The 16,301-nt window shown below is 43.9% G+C and carries 17 protein-coding genes, 1 tRNA gene and 1 pseudogene; 12 read left to right on the top strand and 7 right to left on the bottom strand.

All coding sequences use genetic code 11. From position 1 onward, the window contains the following. Nucleotides 1-796 precede the first annotated feature (796 nt). The 3 genes from FEF09_RS35150 to FEF09_RS32275 all read right to left on the bottom strand — a co-directional run bounded on the left by FEF09_RS35150 (nt 797) and on the right by FEF09_RS32275 (nt 2,040). Entirely contained in the window at nt 797-1,084 is a 288-nt protein-coding gene (locus FEF09_RS35150) for an ABC transporter permease (RefSeq protein WP_409994896.1), read from the bottom strand. 373 nt (nt 1,085-1,457) lie between these two features. Further along, nucleotides 1,458-1,709: a permease prefix domain 2-containing transporter gene (locus FEF09_RS28665; RefSeq protein WP_186774593.1), complete on the bottom strand. Its 252-nt coding sequence runs from the start codon at nt 1,707-1,709 to the stop codon at nt 1,458-1,460. A gap of 109 nt (nt 1,710-1,818) precedes the next feature. Next, on the bottom strand, nt 1,819-2,040 hold the full coding sequence (locus tag FEF09_RS32275; protein WP_222597236.1) for a PadR family transcriptional regulator: 222 nt from the start codon (nt 2,038-2,040) through the stop codon (nt 1,819-1,821). A gap of 771 nt (nt 2,041-2,811) precedes the next feature. Between FEF09_RS32275 and FEF09_RS28655 the strand changes: the two are divergent. Beyond that, nucleotides 2,812-3,212, top strand: a pseudogene (locus FEF09_RS28655) (hypothetical protein); the annotation flags it as partial. Nucleotides 3,213-3,873: 661 nt separating this feature from the next. Here the strand turns inward: FEF09_RS28655 and FEF09_RS28650 are convergent. Beyond that, nucleotides 3,874-3,947: transfer RNA gene (locus FEF09_RS28650), tRNA-Asp, on the bottom strand. A gap of 230 nt (nt 3,948-4,177) precedes the next feature. Here FEF09_RS28650 and FEF09_RS28645 point away from each other — a divergent pair. The 9 genes from FEF09_RS28645 (at nt 4,178) to FEF09_RS28620 (ending at nt 13,419) form a co-directional block, all read left to right on the top strand. Then, on the top strand, nt 4,178-4,705 hold the full coding sequence (locus FEF09_RS28645; protein ID WP_186774590.1) for an RNA polymerase sigma factor: 528 nt from the start codon (nt 4,178-4,180) through the stop codon (nt 4,703-4,705). Between the two features lie 85 nt (nt 4,706-4,790). Further along, the gene (locus FEF09_RS28640; protein ID WP_146308258.1) at nt 4,791-5,810 is read left to right on the top strand and encodes a FecR domain-containing protein; all 1,020 of its coding nucleotides are present in this window, start codon (nt 4,791-4,793) and stop codon (nt 5,808-5,810) included. Nucleotides 5,811-5,888: 78 nt separating this feature from the next. Continuing rightward, nucleotides 5,889-9,116 (top strand): SusC/RagA family TonB-linked outer membrane protein, encoded by a 3,228-nt coding sequence (locus FEF09_RS28635; RefSeq protein ID WP_146308257.1) that lies wholly within the window; start codon nt 5,889-5,891, stop codon nt 9,114-9,116. 178 nt (nt 9,117-9,294) lie between these two features. Continuing rightward, complete coding sequence (locus FEF09_RS34035) at nt 9,295-10,146, top strand: RagB/SusD family nutrient uptake outer membrane protein (protein WP_261387874.1); 852 nt, start codon at nt 9,295-9,297, stop codon at nt 10,144-10,146. Beyond that, nucleotides 10,113-10,820, top strand: coding sequence for a RagB/SusD family nutrient uptake outer membrane protein (locus FEF09_RS34030; RefSeq protein WP_261387873.1), 708 nt, complete (start codon nt 10,113-10,115; stop codon nt 10,818-10,820). Before FEF09_RS34035 ends, FEF09_RS34030 begins: the two co-directional genes overlap by 34 nt. Beyond that, nucleotides 10,811-10,873, top strand: a complete 63-nt coding sequence (locus tag FEF09_RS34025; protein WP_261387875.1) for a hypothetical protein — start codon at nt 10,811-10,813, stop codon at nt 10,871-10,873. Before FEF09_RS34030 ends, FEF09_RS34025 begins: the two co-directional genes overlap by 10 nt. A 13-nt stretch (nt 10,874-10,886) precedes the next feature. Further along, nucleotides 10,887-11,411 carry a metallophosphoesterase family protein gene (locus FEF09_RS32270; protein ID WP_222597235.1) on the top strand — a complete coding sequence of 175 codons (525 nt, stop codon included), beginning with the start codon at nt 10,887-10,889 and terminating at the stop codon, nt 11,409-11,411. Nucleotides 11,412-11,466: 55 nt separating this feature from the next. After that, on the top strand, nt 11,467-12,657 hold the full coding sequence (locus FEF09_RS32265; RefSeq protein ID WP_222597234.1) for a PQQ-binding-like beta-propeller repeat protein: 1,191 nt from the start codon (nt 11,467-11,469) through the stop codon (nt 12,655-12,657). 183 nt (nt 12,658-12,840) lie between these two features. Next, on the top strand, nt 12,841-13,419 hold the full coding sequence (locus FEF09_RS28620; RefSeq protein WP_146308256.1) for a TIGR00730 family Rossman fold protein: 579 nt from the start codon (nt 12,841-12,843) through the stop codon (nt 13,417-13,419). Between the two features lie 544 nt (nt 13,420-13,963). Here FEF09_RS28620 and FEF09_RS34020 read toward each other — a convergent pair. Continuing rightward, nucleotides 13,964-14,116, bottom strand: a complete 153-nt coding sequence (locus tag FEF09_RS34020) for a hypothetical protein (RefSeq protein ID WP_261387872.1) — start codon at nt 14,114-14,116, stop codon at nt 13,964-13,966. Between the two features lie 22 nt (nt 14,117-14,138). On the opposite strand from FEF09_RS34020, the gene FEF09_RS34015 reads away from it, so the two are divergent. Both FEF09_RS34015 and FEF09_RS34010 read left to right on the top strand, forming a co-directional pair. Continuing rightward, entirely contained in the window at nt 14,139-14,609 is a 471-nt protein-coding gene (locus FEF09_RS34015; RefSeq protein WP_261387871.1) for a hypothetical protein, read from the top strand. A 136-nt stretch (nt 14,610-14,745) separates the two neighbouring features. Then, nucleotides 14,746-14,931: a hypothetical protein gene (locus FEF09_RS34010; RefSeq protein ID WP_261387870.1), complete on the top strand. Its 186-nt coding sequence runs from the start codon at nt 14,746-14,748 to the stop codon at nt 14,929-14,931. Nucleotides 14,932-15,307: 376 nt separating this feature from the next. On the opposite strand, the gene FEF09_RS31135 is transcribed toward FEF09_RS34010, so the two are convergent. Further along, complete coding sequence (locus FEF09_RS31135) at nt 15,308-15,505, bottom strand: hypothetical protein (protein ID WP_186774589.1); 198 nt, start codon at nt 15,503-15,505, stop codon at nt 15,308-15,310. Between the two features lie 346 nt (nt 15,506-15,851). Continuing rightward, the gene (locus FEF09_RS31130) at nt 15,852-15,995 is read right to left on the bottom strand and encodes a hypothetical protein (RefSeq protein ID WP_186774588.1); all 144 of its coding nucleotides are present in this window, start codon (nt 15,993-15,995) and stop codon (nt 15,852-15,854) included. Nucleotides 15,996-16,301: the final 306 nt, after the last annotated feature.

Below are 16,301 nucleotides of genomic sequence, written 5' to 3'. Positions count from 1 at the left end.
TTTCGTTATTATGAAGCATTTGCGTATCATGAATAACCAGCACCTGTTCACGTTGAAACCAATTTTCTGCGCTTTCATGTAACGTAGTTGTCGATCTGCGGTAACGGTGGCAATAATCATCGAAATGGTAAATGAAAAATTGAAACGCTACCAAACCGCTTCGCAGGTTAAAGCTTCCGCGTCCGGCGGTAATCCGCCCTTTTAATACCACAACAGGCTCAAATGAAGACAGGTAAAGCCGGATAACTACCTGCCAGCAGGCCTACTAACACGGTCCCCACTACTAAACCAGTGGCTACGAATGCATTGGTCAGTAAACTCAACGTAAGTGTCTTGCTGTCAACTGATTAAGAAAGGCAAGGATAGACCTACAATCAGCAATCCGACTATCAGTGCGGCAATTGCCAGCAGCACCGATTCCATCAAAAATTGTTGCTGCAATTGCCTTTTTACCGCCCCAATACTTTACGTACTCCTATCTCGCGTGGAACGCCTTACTGCCGTAGCTGTTGATAGGTTCATGAGTTCACACAGGCAATCGCAACATAAAAGCAGCATGGCCATAAGTACGTATACGATATAGAATATTTCCCCCTGGAGTTACTCGGTTCCGCCGAATGTAGAATATAAATGAATCTTAGTGAGTGGCTGAAGAAAAAATCCCAAAATCATCCCCCTTCTCACGAAACTGTTTGGGACTAAGATGTAGAAATTCCTGCATTCAGCTCCAATTTGTCTTTCAGCGAGCCGCGCAACTTTAGCCTCTAACTGTTTGTAATTGTATTTCTCAGGCGAACTATGTAGGTGTAAAGTTTATGCGATACATCCATCCGATATGCTGCTCGTCATCATCAGGTGAGGAAACCAGCATGTCAAACCTAAAATGAGCGTTCGCAGGTACATTTTTGACCACGCCTGTAATTCGATGAGGGATCTTTTCACGGCTGAATAATAAGACCTTCCCAACCGGGTCCTGATTGCCAAAGTATTTCCGTGCAGTTTCTTCTGTCAATACCACTGTTTTGGCTCTGTCAGCGCGTGCTTCGGATCTCCTTTCAGAAATGGAACGGTGAACACCGCGCAAAAGGTTGAATCGGCATATAACAGATTATCTTCTTTAAATGAACTGGTCCCGTTGCTGACAAACTCACCTCCCTTAGAATACGCGTTGCTTTTAATATTCCGGAATTTCCTGTCGTAAGTCCCGGGCAGCATTCGGGCCTAACATGGGACCACCAACGTCCTCACCGTTTAACCGCGCCATGAGTCCGACCCGGAAGATCCGATCTGCTTTCTCATTATAGCGATCATAGGACAATTCATCCTGAACATAAAGCATGATCAATATGCAGGTAGCCAATCCGATAGCTAAACCAATTATATTAATGCTGGTTGAAACTTTTGTCGTTTCAAACTCCGGAATGCAATTTTCAGATAATTCTGGATCATGGTGGATTTTAAGCTGAAAGTGGCCCGGTAGTCCGGTTGGTGATAATATGTTTATCTGTGTTTCTTCTGCGTACAAATGGTGGTACTACCGACACTACATTCAGAAGATAACGTAGTGTGGCCTGCGTTTTACCTGAACGCTTATACCAGTACGTATATAACTCATCCAGATCACCTGTTACTTCCTCCAGCGTGTTGTCAGGATGTAGTTTGCTGAGTAGCCATCGGGCCCAGCGGGGTGGTTGAACGGGAGATTTCATACGTTGCCAGGTTGAAGCATGTCAGGCGGTAATAATACCAGAGATTTTGGCGTAGCTGCTGGATTTCTGAAGCGCCCGATTTCCCAAAGCAGTAATCCGGAATAACCGTTTACGTCGTCCCCGCGTTCGGCCGTGGCCCACCCAGTTCCGATGTCACAAACCCTTTCTCTTCCAGACGGATCAGCGTATTATGCACTGTACCAAACGTGACGATGCGTCCTGTATGCTCTGCCAGCGCCTCGCTTATCGTCACACCATACCCTTCTCCATAAAGGATGGCAACCATCAGTAAAACCATTTCCTCAAATTCCCCCAAATATGTTCTGCGCATATGTTCAGGTTATTAGTTTCTATTTTATCGAACAAAGGCGGTGCCAACTCAGCAAACAGGCTGTTTCTCAATACAGCGGCCTGTTTATGTGTAGGGACAAGCTTGTAACTGTCCGCAAATGGTCACTTCTTGTCCGGCGCCGGACGAGAAACGATGACATACAATTGTCTGTTCTTGCAATTCATTGGAGCATGATCAGGGCAGCACTGAAAATATGGAATAGAGAAGAATGTATTCGAGAAGAATAACAGTCAAAATCATTCAATACAGAACCACGCATCGGTCACCAAAAACAAAAAAGTCTTCAGACTTACATCTGAATGCTTTACTTTCTGCGGGCTATCGGGCGACAACTTTCGAACTTATTTATATCAGATCTGGAAAAATAACTACGTTTCATAAAGAGTATATTTAAACTTATAAATATATCTTTGATTTACATGTATTTGTGTTGATTTAAATGGCGTATTCGCGTGTTTTCTTATTTTTTGGTAATTTTACTTCAAATGAATATTAATGATACCAGAAATAAACTTAAAAATATCATTGACGGAGTTATCATTGAGGGGGCAACAGATAATTGCACAGCAACCAGAAATATCCTATGCTCAAGCTTTAGCACAAGTACAACGGTTAAGAGAGACTTCGAAAGTAAATCAATCTCAAAAAAAGAGCAGGTCGAATTCTTAAAGAAGTATGCCTTAGAAAACGCTCTATAATAGAACAAGCCCAAGCGAATCCCAATTTCTTGCCAGAGGAGGTGAAGCAAAAGTATATTTTGAAGCAGAAACAAAAAGTGTCATTAAAATTAATGATGGAATTTACTACGCTACCTGGCTGGAGTTCTTTAACAGCATAGTGATTCACAATCTCCTTTTCCCAATACAGCTTATAGTTTTCTTGGATTTATTGGAATTGAAGATGGCTTCTTTGCCGTCTTAAAACAACCATTTGTGACAGCAGACGAGGTAGTTGACTTATCCGATGTGAAGAAACTATTGGCATACAATGGTTTTGAAAATACATTAAGAAAAGGATTTCCTACCAATAATTATTATAACAAGGAACTGGGTTTGATTCTTGAAGATATACACGACGAAAATGTTATAGTCAAATCTAATACGCTTTTCTTTATTGATACTGTATTCTATACAGCTTTTCAAGATCAATAATTATTGCTGATTTTTCAAATGCTGAGGGCTTACTTTGCATTTTTTAGGTTTATCGTCGGATAAGGAACAAACTGAAACTAAAATTGAAACTGCGTTTAAACGTTTCAGTCAAATCAGTGTGTTCTATTTTTAAAAGGCTAATAGAACGTATGCAAGATCGAAATCGTTTCAGACAGGCGGATATAAATATTCTGGCAAAAAGGGCAGCTAACATTTGTTCTAATCCCGATTGCGGAGCATTGACGATTGGACCAACTGACGAAATGGCAAAATCTGTATCTGTTGGTTAAGTTGCCCATATTTACGGAGCATAACCGGGATCGGCACGTTGCGACCTCTCAATTGTTTTGCATATGCACATAACTATTCCTGAAAAACTTATATCATTACTAGATGAAGATGCAACTGGGCAGCATCATATATCAGTTACCTTAACATTACCCGAAGGATGTGAAGAAAAAGTAAATAGGGAAATTGAAAGATTAGCTTATGTAATATAAAAGTCTTCAGGTTATTGGACTTGAAGGCTTTTAATCTTTGCGAAAAAAGGGAATTCTGTTCCCAGACCTTTAACAGTCAAAATCATTCAATACAAAACCACGCATCAGTCACCAAAAACAAAAAAGCCTTCAGACTTACATCTGAAGGCTTCTACTTTCTGCGGACCAGACGGGACTCGAACCCGCGACCTCCGCCGTGACAGGGCGGCATTCTAACCAACTGAACTACTGATCCTTTTTTCCGATTTCCCTTTCGTTCGATCGGGGTGCAAATATTGGATAAATATTTTAATTCAACAAATAAAAAGTAAAAATATTTTTAAATCCGCTACTGGTAAAGGTTTGATGGGATTTATTTTTGCCGGAAAAATAATAACAGTCCTTTTCCTACAATCCTTAATCATTTATTAATAAACACTTTTCTATAGAATTTGCAAACTTTGCCCCTGCCGAAAATGCCAGTTCGTGGAAGATATACTTGCATTAAAGGAAGGGGATACATTGATCTTTGAGCAGGTGTATAATGCTTATAACGAAAAACTGTACTTCTACTTCCTGAAACATACGGGGTCTCAACTTTGGTCCGAAGAGTTATTACAGACAACCTTCGTCAAGCTTTGGCGATACAGAAAAGGCTTGTCTGTAGAGTATACTTTATCGGCGCAGATCTTCCGTATTGCAAAAACTTCCCTCATTGACGGGATGAGAAAAGAACGACAACACAAGGCTTTTATGCAATCCTACACTGCGGAAGTATTGAACGGAGAAACCTATGCCGCGCCCGCAAATAAAGAAGCCGTACAACAACTACACCTCGAAATAGATAAACTGCCCCCTGTACGTAAGAAAGTTTTCATGCTCAGTCGTATCGATGGGTTTTCTCACAAAGAAATATCCGATATGCTGTCCATCTCCCCGAAAACGGTGGAAGTCCACATCTCCAAAGCCCTTAAACAACTAAGACGCGCACTGTTCCTCTTCACGATCATGTAACCCTTATCCAGGTAATGTGAACAAATTGTTACCAGTAAGGGATCGGCTCCCCGCTAAACGTAGTATTAGCAAATGAGCAGCTGCCATGGCATTATCACCAGACCTATACGCAAGATTTATCAAAGGAGAGTGTACGGAAGAAGAACACCGTGCAGTCATGGCGTACTTACGTGAACACCCGGAGGAAATGGAAGTACTGCTGATAGAGTCAGACTGGGAAAGTTTCCGTCCCGATGTTAAACTGCATCCGGCCGTTTTACAGCGGGTATTCACTAATGTACAACAGGATGTGGATAAGTACGAGCGTAACAGGAGGGTATGGAAGAGAATGGCAGTGGCAGCTGTGCTGACCGGCATGATCGTACTGACGGGTGCCTTATTCCTCCAAAAGGATAAACCACAGTCGCCACTTGCTATGGAAGGTACACCTGCTATTATCTGGAAGGAATACACGAACGGCAGCAAACAGACAAAACAGCTGGTACTGGAGGATAGTTCGCATATCGAACTGGGAGCAGGAAGTAGTCTGCGCTGTAAAACAGGTTTCGAAAAAGATAAACGCGAACTGTGGCTAAAAGGAAAGGCAAAGTTTGACGTCGCCAAAGACAAGGACAGACCCTTTACCGTATATGCCGGCAATACCGCTGTAACCGCATTAGGTACCGTCTTTGGTGTGAATGAACGGGGCACAAAGGTGACTGTAAAACTATACAGTGGAAAGGTGCTGGTACATCCGCAGCCGGGCCTCGCCAGCTTTAGCAAGGTATATCTGCAGCCCGGAGAGTCTTTGGTGTATGATATCAGTAGTAAAAGACAACCACTGGTGAATAAACCGGCAGTATTGGGACGTGAACCTGTCTCCGGACAAGAAGTGGCCTCTAATAGCCTCGTATTCCATCAGCAGCCATTGCCAAAGATCTTACAACAACTGGAACAACATTTCAATATAAAGATTACATGCGACGCAAAACGTCTGCAACATATCAGGGTAACAGCGGAATTCACAACATCGGATACACCAGCAGAAATATTGGAAAACATAGCATTATTGAATGATCTGACTTTAGAGCGTACGGCTGAAGGAGGATTCCTCTTAAAGAAATAAAAACGATCACATTCTACTACCAACTAAAAACAGGCTGCTACCGCGGCCAGGGATTGTATTGTCTTAAAACTGACCTTTATGACGAAAACATTTTACCAGCATTTTTCATTTTTACGCCTGCTGATATGGCTGTTGCTGCTGATGGCGCCAGCCCTGTCATATGCGCAGGCGAAGCCAGATATAACGGGTATCGTGCTCGATCCGCAGGGAGAAAAAATACCCGGTGTGACCGTAAGAGCCCTGCAGGCAAACGGTGGTAAACCAATCTTCCAGATGACGGATGAAAAAGGTTGTTTTCACTTTGATAACCTGAATGCAGGGGAACGCTATAACTTCAGTTTTAGCTCCGTCGGGTATAAACCTCAGCAACTGGATGGCTATACCATCAAAAAAGGAGAAACCATTAACCTGATTGTAAGAATGCGTCAGAAAGATGACTCACTTGCACAGGTGGTGGTAGTCGGATATGGTACACAAAAGAAGTCGGAAGTAACAGGGGCTATCTCACAGGTCGGACAGGAAGTATTTGAAAACAGACCAGTCACCAGTATCGGTCAGGCCCTGCAGGGGGCTATTCCCAACCTGAATATTACTTTTGGTGATGGTCAGCCGGGTAGAGCAGCCACCTTCAACGTGCGGGGTTTTACTTCCATTAATACCGGTAGTCCGCTGATCCTTATAGACGGTACGCCGGGCGATATCAATCTGGTAAACCCTGAAGATGTAGCCAGTGTAACCGTCCTGAAAGATGCCGCTTCCGCTGCCATCTATGGCGCCCGTGCCGCCTATGGTGTGATCCTCGTAACTACGCGTAAAGCAAAAAGCGGACAGTTACAGGTGCGCTACTCCGGTAACTTTGGATGGGGTACACCCACCCGCCTGCCACAGGTGATCAAAGATCCGCTGGAAGCAGCCACTATCCAGAATGAAGCCTATAAAGGTTATGCTGGTTCTGATGCACCGGGTATGCTCGCGGTGATCGAATACCTGCAGAAAAGAAAAGCAGATCCCTCACTGCCTGAACTGGGGGTAGATGCGACCGGCAACTTTATCCGTGGTGCCAATACAGACTGGTACGATCTGTTTTATAATAAACAACAGGCTTTCTCTAAACACTTTGTCAGTCTCGCTGGTGGTAAAGGCAATACCAACTATTATCTCTCAGCCGGCTATCTCAAACAGCAAGGCTCCTTCAAAGTGGCAACGGATGATTACAAACGTTATAACCTCCGGCTGAAACTGGATAATCAGGTGACAGACTGGTTGAAGATATATGACAATGTTGAAATGGCACAAGGTGTTTATGATGCGCCCAACAAGTTTGTCTCCGGTGGATACAATATTTACCGCTACCTCTCCCTCTTCGCCAATCCTTACGAGGCGATCCGTACCCCCAATGGTTATTATACACAGGCAGGTGCGGTTACTTTCGGTCAACTGGAAAAAGGCGGACGTACCAATGTGAAAGACAGACAACTGAAAAATACGATCGGTTTCTCCTCCAACTTTCTTGATAATACATTACGTGTGAATGGTGATTATACCGTGCTGGCTACGCAAGACCGTAACGATATACAAACTAATAGCGTGTATTATGAAGTAAGACCGGGTACCGTGTCTCCATTTACAGCGACAGACTATTATCAGTCTGCTTATACCGAAAACTTTGATCAGATAGTAAACCTCTATGCAGAATATGAACGTAGACTAGAACAACATCATCTGAAAGCATTACTGGGTTTCAATCAGGAAATGAATAAATATGAAACCTTCTCCGCCAGAAGAGATGGTAATATCACACCTGATAAAGGCGCGCTGAACCTTGCCAGTGGCATTGCCACAGTAGGGGATACAAAAGAAGAATGGGCTATCCGTGGATTGTTCTACCGCCTGAATTATGATTTTAAAGACCGTTATTTACTCGAATTCAACGGTCGTTACGATGGTTCTTCCCGCTTCCCTGATTCCAGTCGTTATGGCTTTTTCCCTTCCGTATCTGCAGGCTGGATTGTATCGCGTGAGCCTTTCTTTGCACCTGCAAAAAAGGTCTTTAATAACCTGAAACTCCGTGCATCTTACGGCTCTCTGGGAAATCAACAGGTAGCTGCATATGCGTTTACCAATCCGATGAGTGTGTATAAAATCACAGATATTCTCGATGGTGCACAACCTTTAGGGATTAATGCACCGGGACTATTGCCGCTGAACTTTACATGGGAGACAGCGACTACGCTCGACTTCGGAATAGACTTCTCTACACTGAACAGCAGAATGGATATCGGGTTTGACTGGTACAACCGCAAAACAACAAAGATGCTGACACAGGGTAAGACTTTACCCGCTGTACTCGGTGCCTCTGCACCCAAAGAAAATGCAGCAGATCTATCTACTAAAGGATGGGAATTTTCGGCAAAATGGCATGATCAGTTTAAGTTAGGTAACAAACCGTTCTCTTATAATTTCTCCTTCGTATTATCTGATAGCAGGTCTTTCATCACAAAGTTCGACAACCCCAACAAGTCACTGATCAACCATTATATTGGCGAAGAGATCGGAGAGATCTGGGGATATAAAACATTGGGCTTTTTTCAGTCAGATGATGAATACCTGAAGTATGACGTGAATCAACAACGTGTACAAAGCACCTCTTACAGCCTGAATGGTCATCCTCTGGCTGGTGATCTGAAATTCGCTGACCTCAATGGGGATAAGAAAATTGATAATGGTAAGAATACTGTGAATGATCCGGGAGATATGTATAAGATCGGCAATAGCATGCCGCGTTATGCTTTCGGTTTTGGCGCAGGTGCCAGCTGGAATGGTGTATCACTCGATGTATTCCTGCAGGGTATCGGTAAAATGGATTTCTGGCCGGGTGTGGAAGCCGGGAACTTCTGGGGATTTTACAATCGTTGGAATCAGCCGGTATATGACCATATCAATAACGATTACTGGACGCCAGAAAACAGAAATGCCTATTTCCCAAGACTCAGGGCATATGATGCTTTGAATAATACTCGTCAGTTAGGTGTGGCGCAGACAAGATACCTGCAGAATGCCGCTTATCTGAGAGTGAAGAATGTATCTCTGGGATATATCTTACCGGTTAACTGGACACGAAAAGCTGGTATCAGCACCGCAAAAGTATTCTTCTCCGGTCAGAACCTGTTTGAATTCACGCACCTGTCTAAAGTCTTTGATCCGGAAGCAATCAGTGATAAAGTAGATACAAATACCGCCAATGGTAACGGATTCCTTTATCCGGTGCAACGTACCTACACCTTCGGACTTGAAGTTAATTTCTAATTGCAGACGAATCGTTTAAAAATATTTTCATGAAAAGGATATTATTTGCGTTGTCTATATTGACGTTGGCCGCCTGTAAGAAGGACTTCCTTGATAGACAGCCTATCAGTGATATAGATCCCGGTTCTTTTTCAATAACGAGAAAGACCTTACACTTTATACCAATAGCTTCTATGCGATGTTACCCGGTACCGATATCTATTCCGCCGATATTACCAGCGATAATGTGGAGCCGGCTGTAATAGGAGATGTAGTGGCAGGACGTACCATTGTACAGACAGATGCATCCGCCGCTCAGTGGACATGGTCTGATCTGCGCAATGTCAATTATTTTCTCGTACATTACCGCAAAGCAGCTGTAAGCGATTCTATCAAGGCACATTATGCCGGTATCGCGCGCTTCTTCCGGGCGATGTTTTATTTCACGAAGCTGCAACGTTTCGGTGATGTACCCTGGTATAGCGATCCTCTGGAAGCTAACAGTGCGGAACTCTATAAAGGACGTGATCCGCGTAAGCTGATAGTAGATAGTATCATTGCAGATCTTAACTACGCGGCAGCGAGTATCAAAACCGCTAAAAATACGTCCCGCATTACAAAATGGGCTGCACTGGCATTGAAGTCAAGAGTATGCCTCTTTGAAGGAACCTATCGCATTTATCATACGGAAAATAATCAGGGAGGCGCAACAGAACTGTTACAACAAAGCGTGGATGCTGCACAACAGGTCATGCAGAGTGGTTTATATAAGTTGTACACAACGAATAGCCCGAATGTGGATTATGCGAATCTTTTTACTGCGGATGTAGCGAACGCAGATGAATATATCCTCGCAAGGGTATATGATCGCACCTTGTCTAAAACCCACGGTGCTAACGGACAATTCCTTACGTCTACTCTGAGTGCGCCGGGATTGACGAAAACCCTGATTAATAGTTACCTGATGAGTGATGGAACAGCCTTCTCCGCTCAAACTGGTTATGCAACAACACCTTTTTGGGAAGAAATAAAAATAGAGATCCGCGGCTGACTCAGACGATCCGTACACCCGGATACAAACGTATCAATACAACAGCAACATTGGTACCTGATTATTCCAATGCGATGACCGGTTATCAGTGTATCAAATTTGTAACAGGTACTGATCAGGATGGTAATAATACCAATACAAATGACCTGCCTGTGTTCAGATATGCGGAAGTATTATTAAATTATGCAGAAGCAAAAGCAGAGTTAAAACAATTCGCACAGGCTGAAGCTGACGCCTCTGTTAACCTGATCCGTAAACGCGCAGGTATGCCGGCTATGCAGGTTGCTACATTGAAAGCAGACCCTTTATTACAAACAGAATATAATATCAGCGATCCAATTATACTCGAAGTACGCCGGGAAAGACGGGTAGAGCTGGCCATGGAAGGTTTCCGTTATCAGGACCTGATGCGCTGGAAAAGAGGGCCTTTATTGGCACAGGATTTTAAAGGTGCATGGTTCCCGGGTGTAGGTATATATGATCTGGATCAGGATGGAAAGAACGATCTGGCTATTGTACAGACCAAACCCGCTTCTCCGGATAAAGCATTGCAGTATTTTGTGCTGCAGCCGGACAGAGGACTGAGTGATGGCGATAAAGGCAATCTGATTGTTCATCCGGGCGCCAATAACATTTTGATGATCCGAAACATTATCTGTTTCCTTTGCCACTGACGGAATTATTATTGAATACTAATCTGCAGCAGAATCCGGGCTGGGAACAATAAACTGAAATTGTATATGAAGAAACTGATTTATATCCTGATAACCTTACTGGTTACAATGCGTGTAACAGCGCAGGATTCACTGTTCCGTTTTGCATTGGTATCCGATACACACATTGGTAATAAGAGCGGTGCAGAAGATCTGGAACGTACTGTCAATGATATCAACAGCAATCCGGGTATTGCCTTTGTACTATTCTCCGGAGATATCACTGAGTTTGGATCTGATGAAGAAATACAACTGGCGAAAAGTATTATCAGCAAGCTGAATAAGCCGTGGTATATCGTTCCCGGTAATCATGATTCCAATTGGTCAGAAAGTGGCTGTAATACCTTTTTAAACGTGTTTGGCGGCGAAACATTCAGCTTCCGCTATAAAGGGTACTGGTTCCTCGGTACCAGTTGTGGTCCGAATATGCGTATGGGCCCCGGACAGGTACCGCGTGAAGACCTGACATGGCTGAAAGAACAATTGCGTAAAGAGAAAGATAAAAAGTACCGATCATATTTGTCAATCATTATCCACAGGATTCTGCATTGAACAATTGGTATGAACAACTGGAAATGCTGAAAGACAGAAACCTGAAAGCGATTCTTTGTGGTCATGGACATGCAAACAGGAATATGACTTTGAAGGCATACCGGGTATTATGTGCCGTTCTAATCTCCGGGCAAAAGCAGATACCGGTGCTTATAATATCATTTCCCTTGTGCGTGATTCACTCGTATTCAATGAGCGCCTACCCGGTGGTGCCACACTGCCGGCATGGCATGCAGTAAGTATTCCTGTAACAGCGACACCACAATGGGCCGCAAACCCTCACAGACCTTCTTATGCGGTGAATAGTCAATATACGCAGGTAAAGGAAAGATGGAGTGTGCAGGAACCCGGTGATATCGGTGGTGGGATAGCCATTGCAGATGGAAAGGTGATCTATTCCAATACCACCGGACAGATAAAAGCAGTGCAGCTCGCATCTGGTAAAGCCATCTGGCAGTTTAAGGCAAAAGGAAAGATCTATTCAACGCCATTGATCTATGACAACAAAGTAATCATACCGGGTACGGATGCACAGGTCTATTGCCTTAATCTGAATACGGGAAAGTTACTCTGGCAGCAATCAGCTGATAAGGCAATTGTTGCTTCCGCTGCCTTGTACAAGGGACTGGCGATCGTCGCCGCATCAGATGGTCATTGCAGAGCTTATAATATTGCAGATGGGAAATTGCAGTGGGACTTTGATAGTGTGCATAACTTCGTACAAACCCGTCCTTTGATCTATCAGGATAAAGTATACTTCGGCTCCTGGGGAAATGACTTCTACGCACTTGATGCCGCTACCGGTAAACGTGTGTGGACATGGAACAGCGGCGCTACCAACAGGATGTTCTCTGCGGCCGCCTGCTGGCCTGTAGCAACCGGCGGAAGGGTTTTCATCGCAGCACCTGACCAGTATCTTACGGCATTGGATGCAGCTACGGGCAAAGTACTGTGGCGTAAACACGACAAACAGGAATGGGTACGTGAGTCTATGGGCCTGTCTGCTGACAGCAATAAAGTATATGTAAAACAATGCAGGGGCATATACTCGGACTGGATACACACGCTGCTGATCAGGAAGTCATATGGCGCTCACCACTGGAGATGGGCTATGAGATCTGTCCGACGGCCATCAGCCAATACCAAGACGTTGTGTACATCCCTTCTCAGTCGGGTATTATTTCAGCGTTGGCGGCAAAAGACGGTGCCGTATTATGGCGACATAAAATCTCTAATTGTCTGCTGAATAATATTACAGCAGTAGACGCGCATACCGTTATTACCTGTTCTGCGGATGGACGGCTGGTTTGTCTGACTTATTGATATTTTCATCCTGTCATGCATATCAGGAGGTACCAGCGATGGTATCTCCTTTTTTTACAGGGACATTTGTCCCGTTTGCTCACAGATTAATCCCGAAATTTGTCAGATGAAAAGTATAGCTATCTTTTGTGGGTCTAATTTTGGTAACAATCCTATCTACAAGGAAGTCACTATTGAACTGGCCCGTTGTATCGTAAAAAATAATCTGCGACTGGTATATGGCGGAGCCGCCGTTGGTTTAATGGGGCTTATTGCGGATGAGGTATTGGCGCTTGGCGGACAGGTAATCGGTGTATTACCGGAGAAACTCAAAGACAGGGAAGTAGGGCATAAAAACCTCACGGAACTGCACATTGTGAGCACCATGCATGAGCGTAAGGCAATGATGGCCAATTTATCAGACTATTTCGTCGCGATCCCCGGCGGAATCGGTACCTTAGAGGAAATTGTGGAAGTATTTACCTGGGCACAGCTGGGATTACACGCAAAACCTTGCGGTATGTTGAATATCAATGGTTTCTACGATAAGTTCCGTGACCTGCTGGCTTCCATGTCACAGGAAGGTTTTTTATCTGAACACCAATTCAATTCACTTATCTTCGATAATGAACCAGAAAGACTGCTGGAGAAAGTGATAAATCAGCAGGTAACATATCATTCAAAATGGTTAAATAGTCTCCTGTAACCCGTTCTTACTTTTATTAGATATTAGTCATCCTTCGTTCATCCTTCGTTCATGAACGAAGGATGAACGAAGGATGACTAATATCTAAGTAATATCTGAAGAACCCCTTTCCCTCATTTCCCCATATTTTTTACAAATGCCATTCTCCTGTACCGGACTTATGTGTAATATATTCCCCTGATACACACTGTATAATCTGGTTTAAAATTTGTACCCTGATCCCAGCAACAGTGACTCACAAGCATAAAACCATATTTAGTATTGTTACATCTCAGCAAAGCAAACAGCCCGGGGCGCCCCGAACACAGGTGGATAACTATCCTGTTATGCGCCTTATTTATTTGTCTGTATGGACAGACCTACGGACAAACCCCCACACCCGTTGACACCCTGAAAACGGATTCTACTGCCTCTGATCGTATGAAGGCTGAAAAGCAAGGCGAGGATCTGTCTTCCCAATACGATCTGGGTGACCTTTTAAGGGGTATTTTACACAAAAAGACCGACCTGACGGGGAAAACCCGCTCAGGGGTCATCGTCATCCCTAATGTGGCTGCAAATCCCAGTATTGGGCACAGATAGGGATCAAGGCGGTCGCCGGTAAGAAGTTTGGCAGCGATCCCAATACACTCATGTCTGTAGGGGCGACATCCGCTTCAATACCACCAAAGGGATCATCTATTTCTATATTAGCCATAATATTTATACATCAGGAATAAGTGGAACTTTCAGGGAAGTCTGGTGGCAGCAAAAACAGTGACACCCGACTACGGACTGGGTATAGGCAGGCGACAGAAGGTACTGCTCTGGAACATGTCCTGAATAACCCTGACCGTAAACCCAGAGGCCTGCATGCACAGTTTTATAACTTCCGTGAAAAGGTATACAAAGAAGTGAGCAAAGGCCTCTTTTTAGGAGGGGGGGTATCCTTTGATATCCGTAGGAAAATTGATGAAAGGGATACGACGAACGGTCTGACGCCTTACAATATTTACAGCGACAGACACGGTTTCAAAAGAGAACATTATATGGCAAACGGCCTGCTGTTTAATGTGCAGTATACTACTCGTGATAATCAGAACAGAGCTTATAAAGGCATGTACTTAGACGCCGGTTTCAGAGCCAATCAGACATGGTTGGGTAGTACCCGAATGCTTTGCAGTTTTCCACAGATTTCAGGAAATATGTGAGTCTGTCAACTCATTTCTGCTGGCTGGTAACGTGCCTTATCTTGAACTACCGGGTACCGGTAAAGATCCGAACTTTCGTAGGCGGAAGGGGCTATACAGTCGGATACTCAAAGGCACACAGTATAGTTATGCAGAAATGGAATATAGATTTCCGATACTCCGTAACAACTTAATCAGCGGGGTTGCTTTCTTTCATCTGCAGACGACCAACGACGAATCAGGCACTAAAATATATCAGGTATTACACCCTGGTGGCGGCGGATTACGTATTCTGTTCAATAAGTTCACGCGTACCAATTTATGTCTCGACTACATGGGGTAAATTTGGTGCAAAAGGCTTCTTCCTTGGTCTGATGAAGCGTTTTAACAGCTCCCTGTTTAACAACACACCTGAAGAAATACCTACATATCCTGTATAATCGCATCTTTAAGCTTTTTTGCAGGCAACATATTTACAAGAGAAAGGTCCGCCATATAGCGGACCTTTCTCTTGTAAATATGTTGCCTGTTTCTCAGGAATGTTGCCGCTCAACTTTGGTGTCTGCGTAACCACTGCAACAGCAGGCACTGCTCTTCTGTTCTTCAGCCATTTACGTATCGGTGTATCAATTACTGCAATACCGCATATGCCATTGCTTCAATATCACCGTACCGGCAATCGTGATCCATGCATTGTCGGTAAAGAAGGTTTATACTTTTCAACATAACTCATAAACAGCCAGATGAAAGGATAATGGATCATATAAACGGATCGGAGATATCCCTGAAAATTTACAGATCTTATGGCTGAAATTATTTGTCTGTGCACCCGCTCCCAGCAAGACAAGGAAAGGGAAAAAGAAGATCACCACCAGCGGATCTGCATACCAGTTGTACTTTTCAGAAAAGGGAATCATAAAAGTAGCCAGCAGTAGTACTCCTATCGGAATGAATCCGATTTTAGAGCGGATGATCTTACCGGAACGGTATGCCAGTATACCGGCAAGAAAGAGAAACTTACCCGGGCCGCTCCGGCAGAAACATTGTCACCACCCCATCCTACGGCAAGGAAATTAGCTTGTTGGGATGCAAGAATAATGCACCTGCTGCAATAATAGTCAGCGCCCAAAGTATCTTATTGTTCTTTATTCTCACCAACACCATGCATAGATATTCGCGATGTACTCCCAGAACAGCGACCAGGTGGGAGGGTTTAGATGGAATAGATAAAGTACCGCTCTTTTACCAGCGGATAGGGAATCATCAGACTGGCAGACAAAACACCAGCAGCGTTTTGCTCGCATAAGTCTGATAGAGATTGCTGAACGGATCGAATATAAATATGATCAGACCAATCAATGCGCCGATGAATACCAGCGGATGCAGACGTATGAGCCTGAGCTTCATAAATTCAACAAGACCGATTTGCGAGATTTTAGTGTCATAGGCATACGCAATGACAAATCCGGATAGACAGAAAGAAATCAACAGCCAGATAAGCATGTGAAATAAAACTGTTGTGATAGTCGGGAACAGCAATCTCATAAAATGAAAAATGACTACTGCAATGGCAGCAAGCCCCCTGAGACCGTCTAAGATTTCGAAATGTGGTTTGGTAATTACATGAGGATCCTGCGTCCTGTTTACGTGCATGACTTTCTTTTAATTGTGGAATATTGAGACCTGGCAGCAAATATGCGGCATCATCCGCTA

The sequence above is a fragment of the Chitinophaga pinensis genome (assembly GCF_007896845.1).
Classification (GTDB): domain Bacteria; phylum Bacteroidota; class Bacteroidia; order Chitinophagales; family Chitinophagaceae; genus Chitinophaga; species Chitinophaga pinensis_C.
This window is presented reverse-complemented; position numbering and strand designations above follow the sequence as displayed.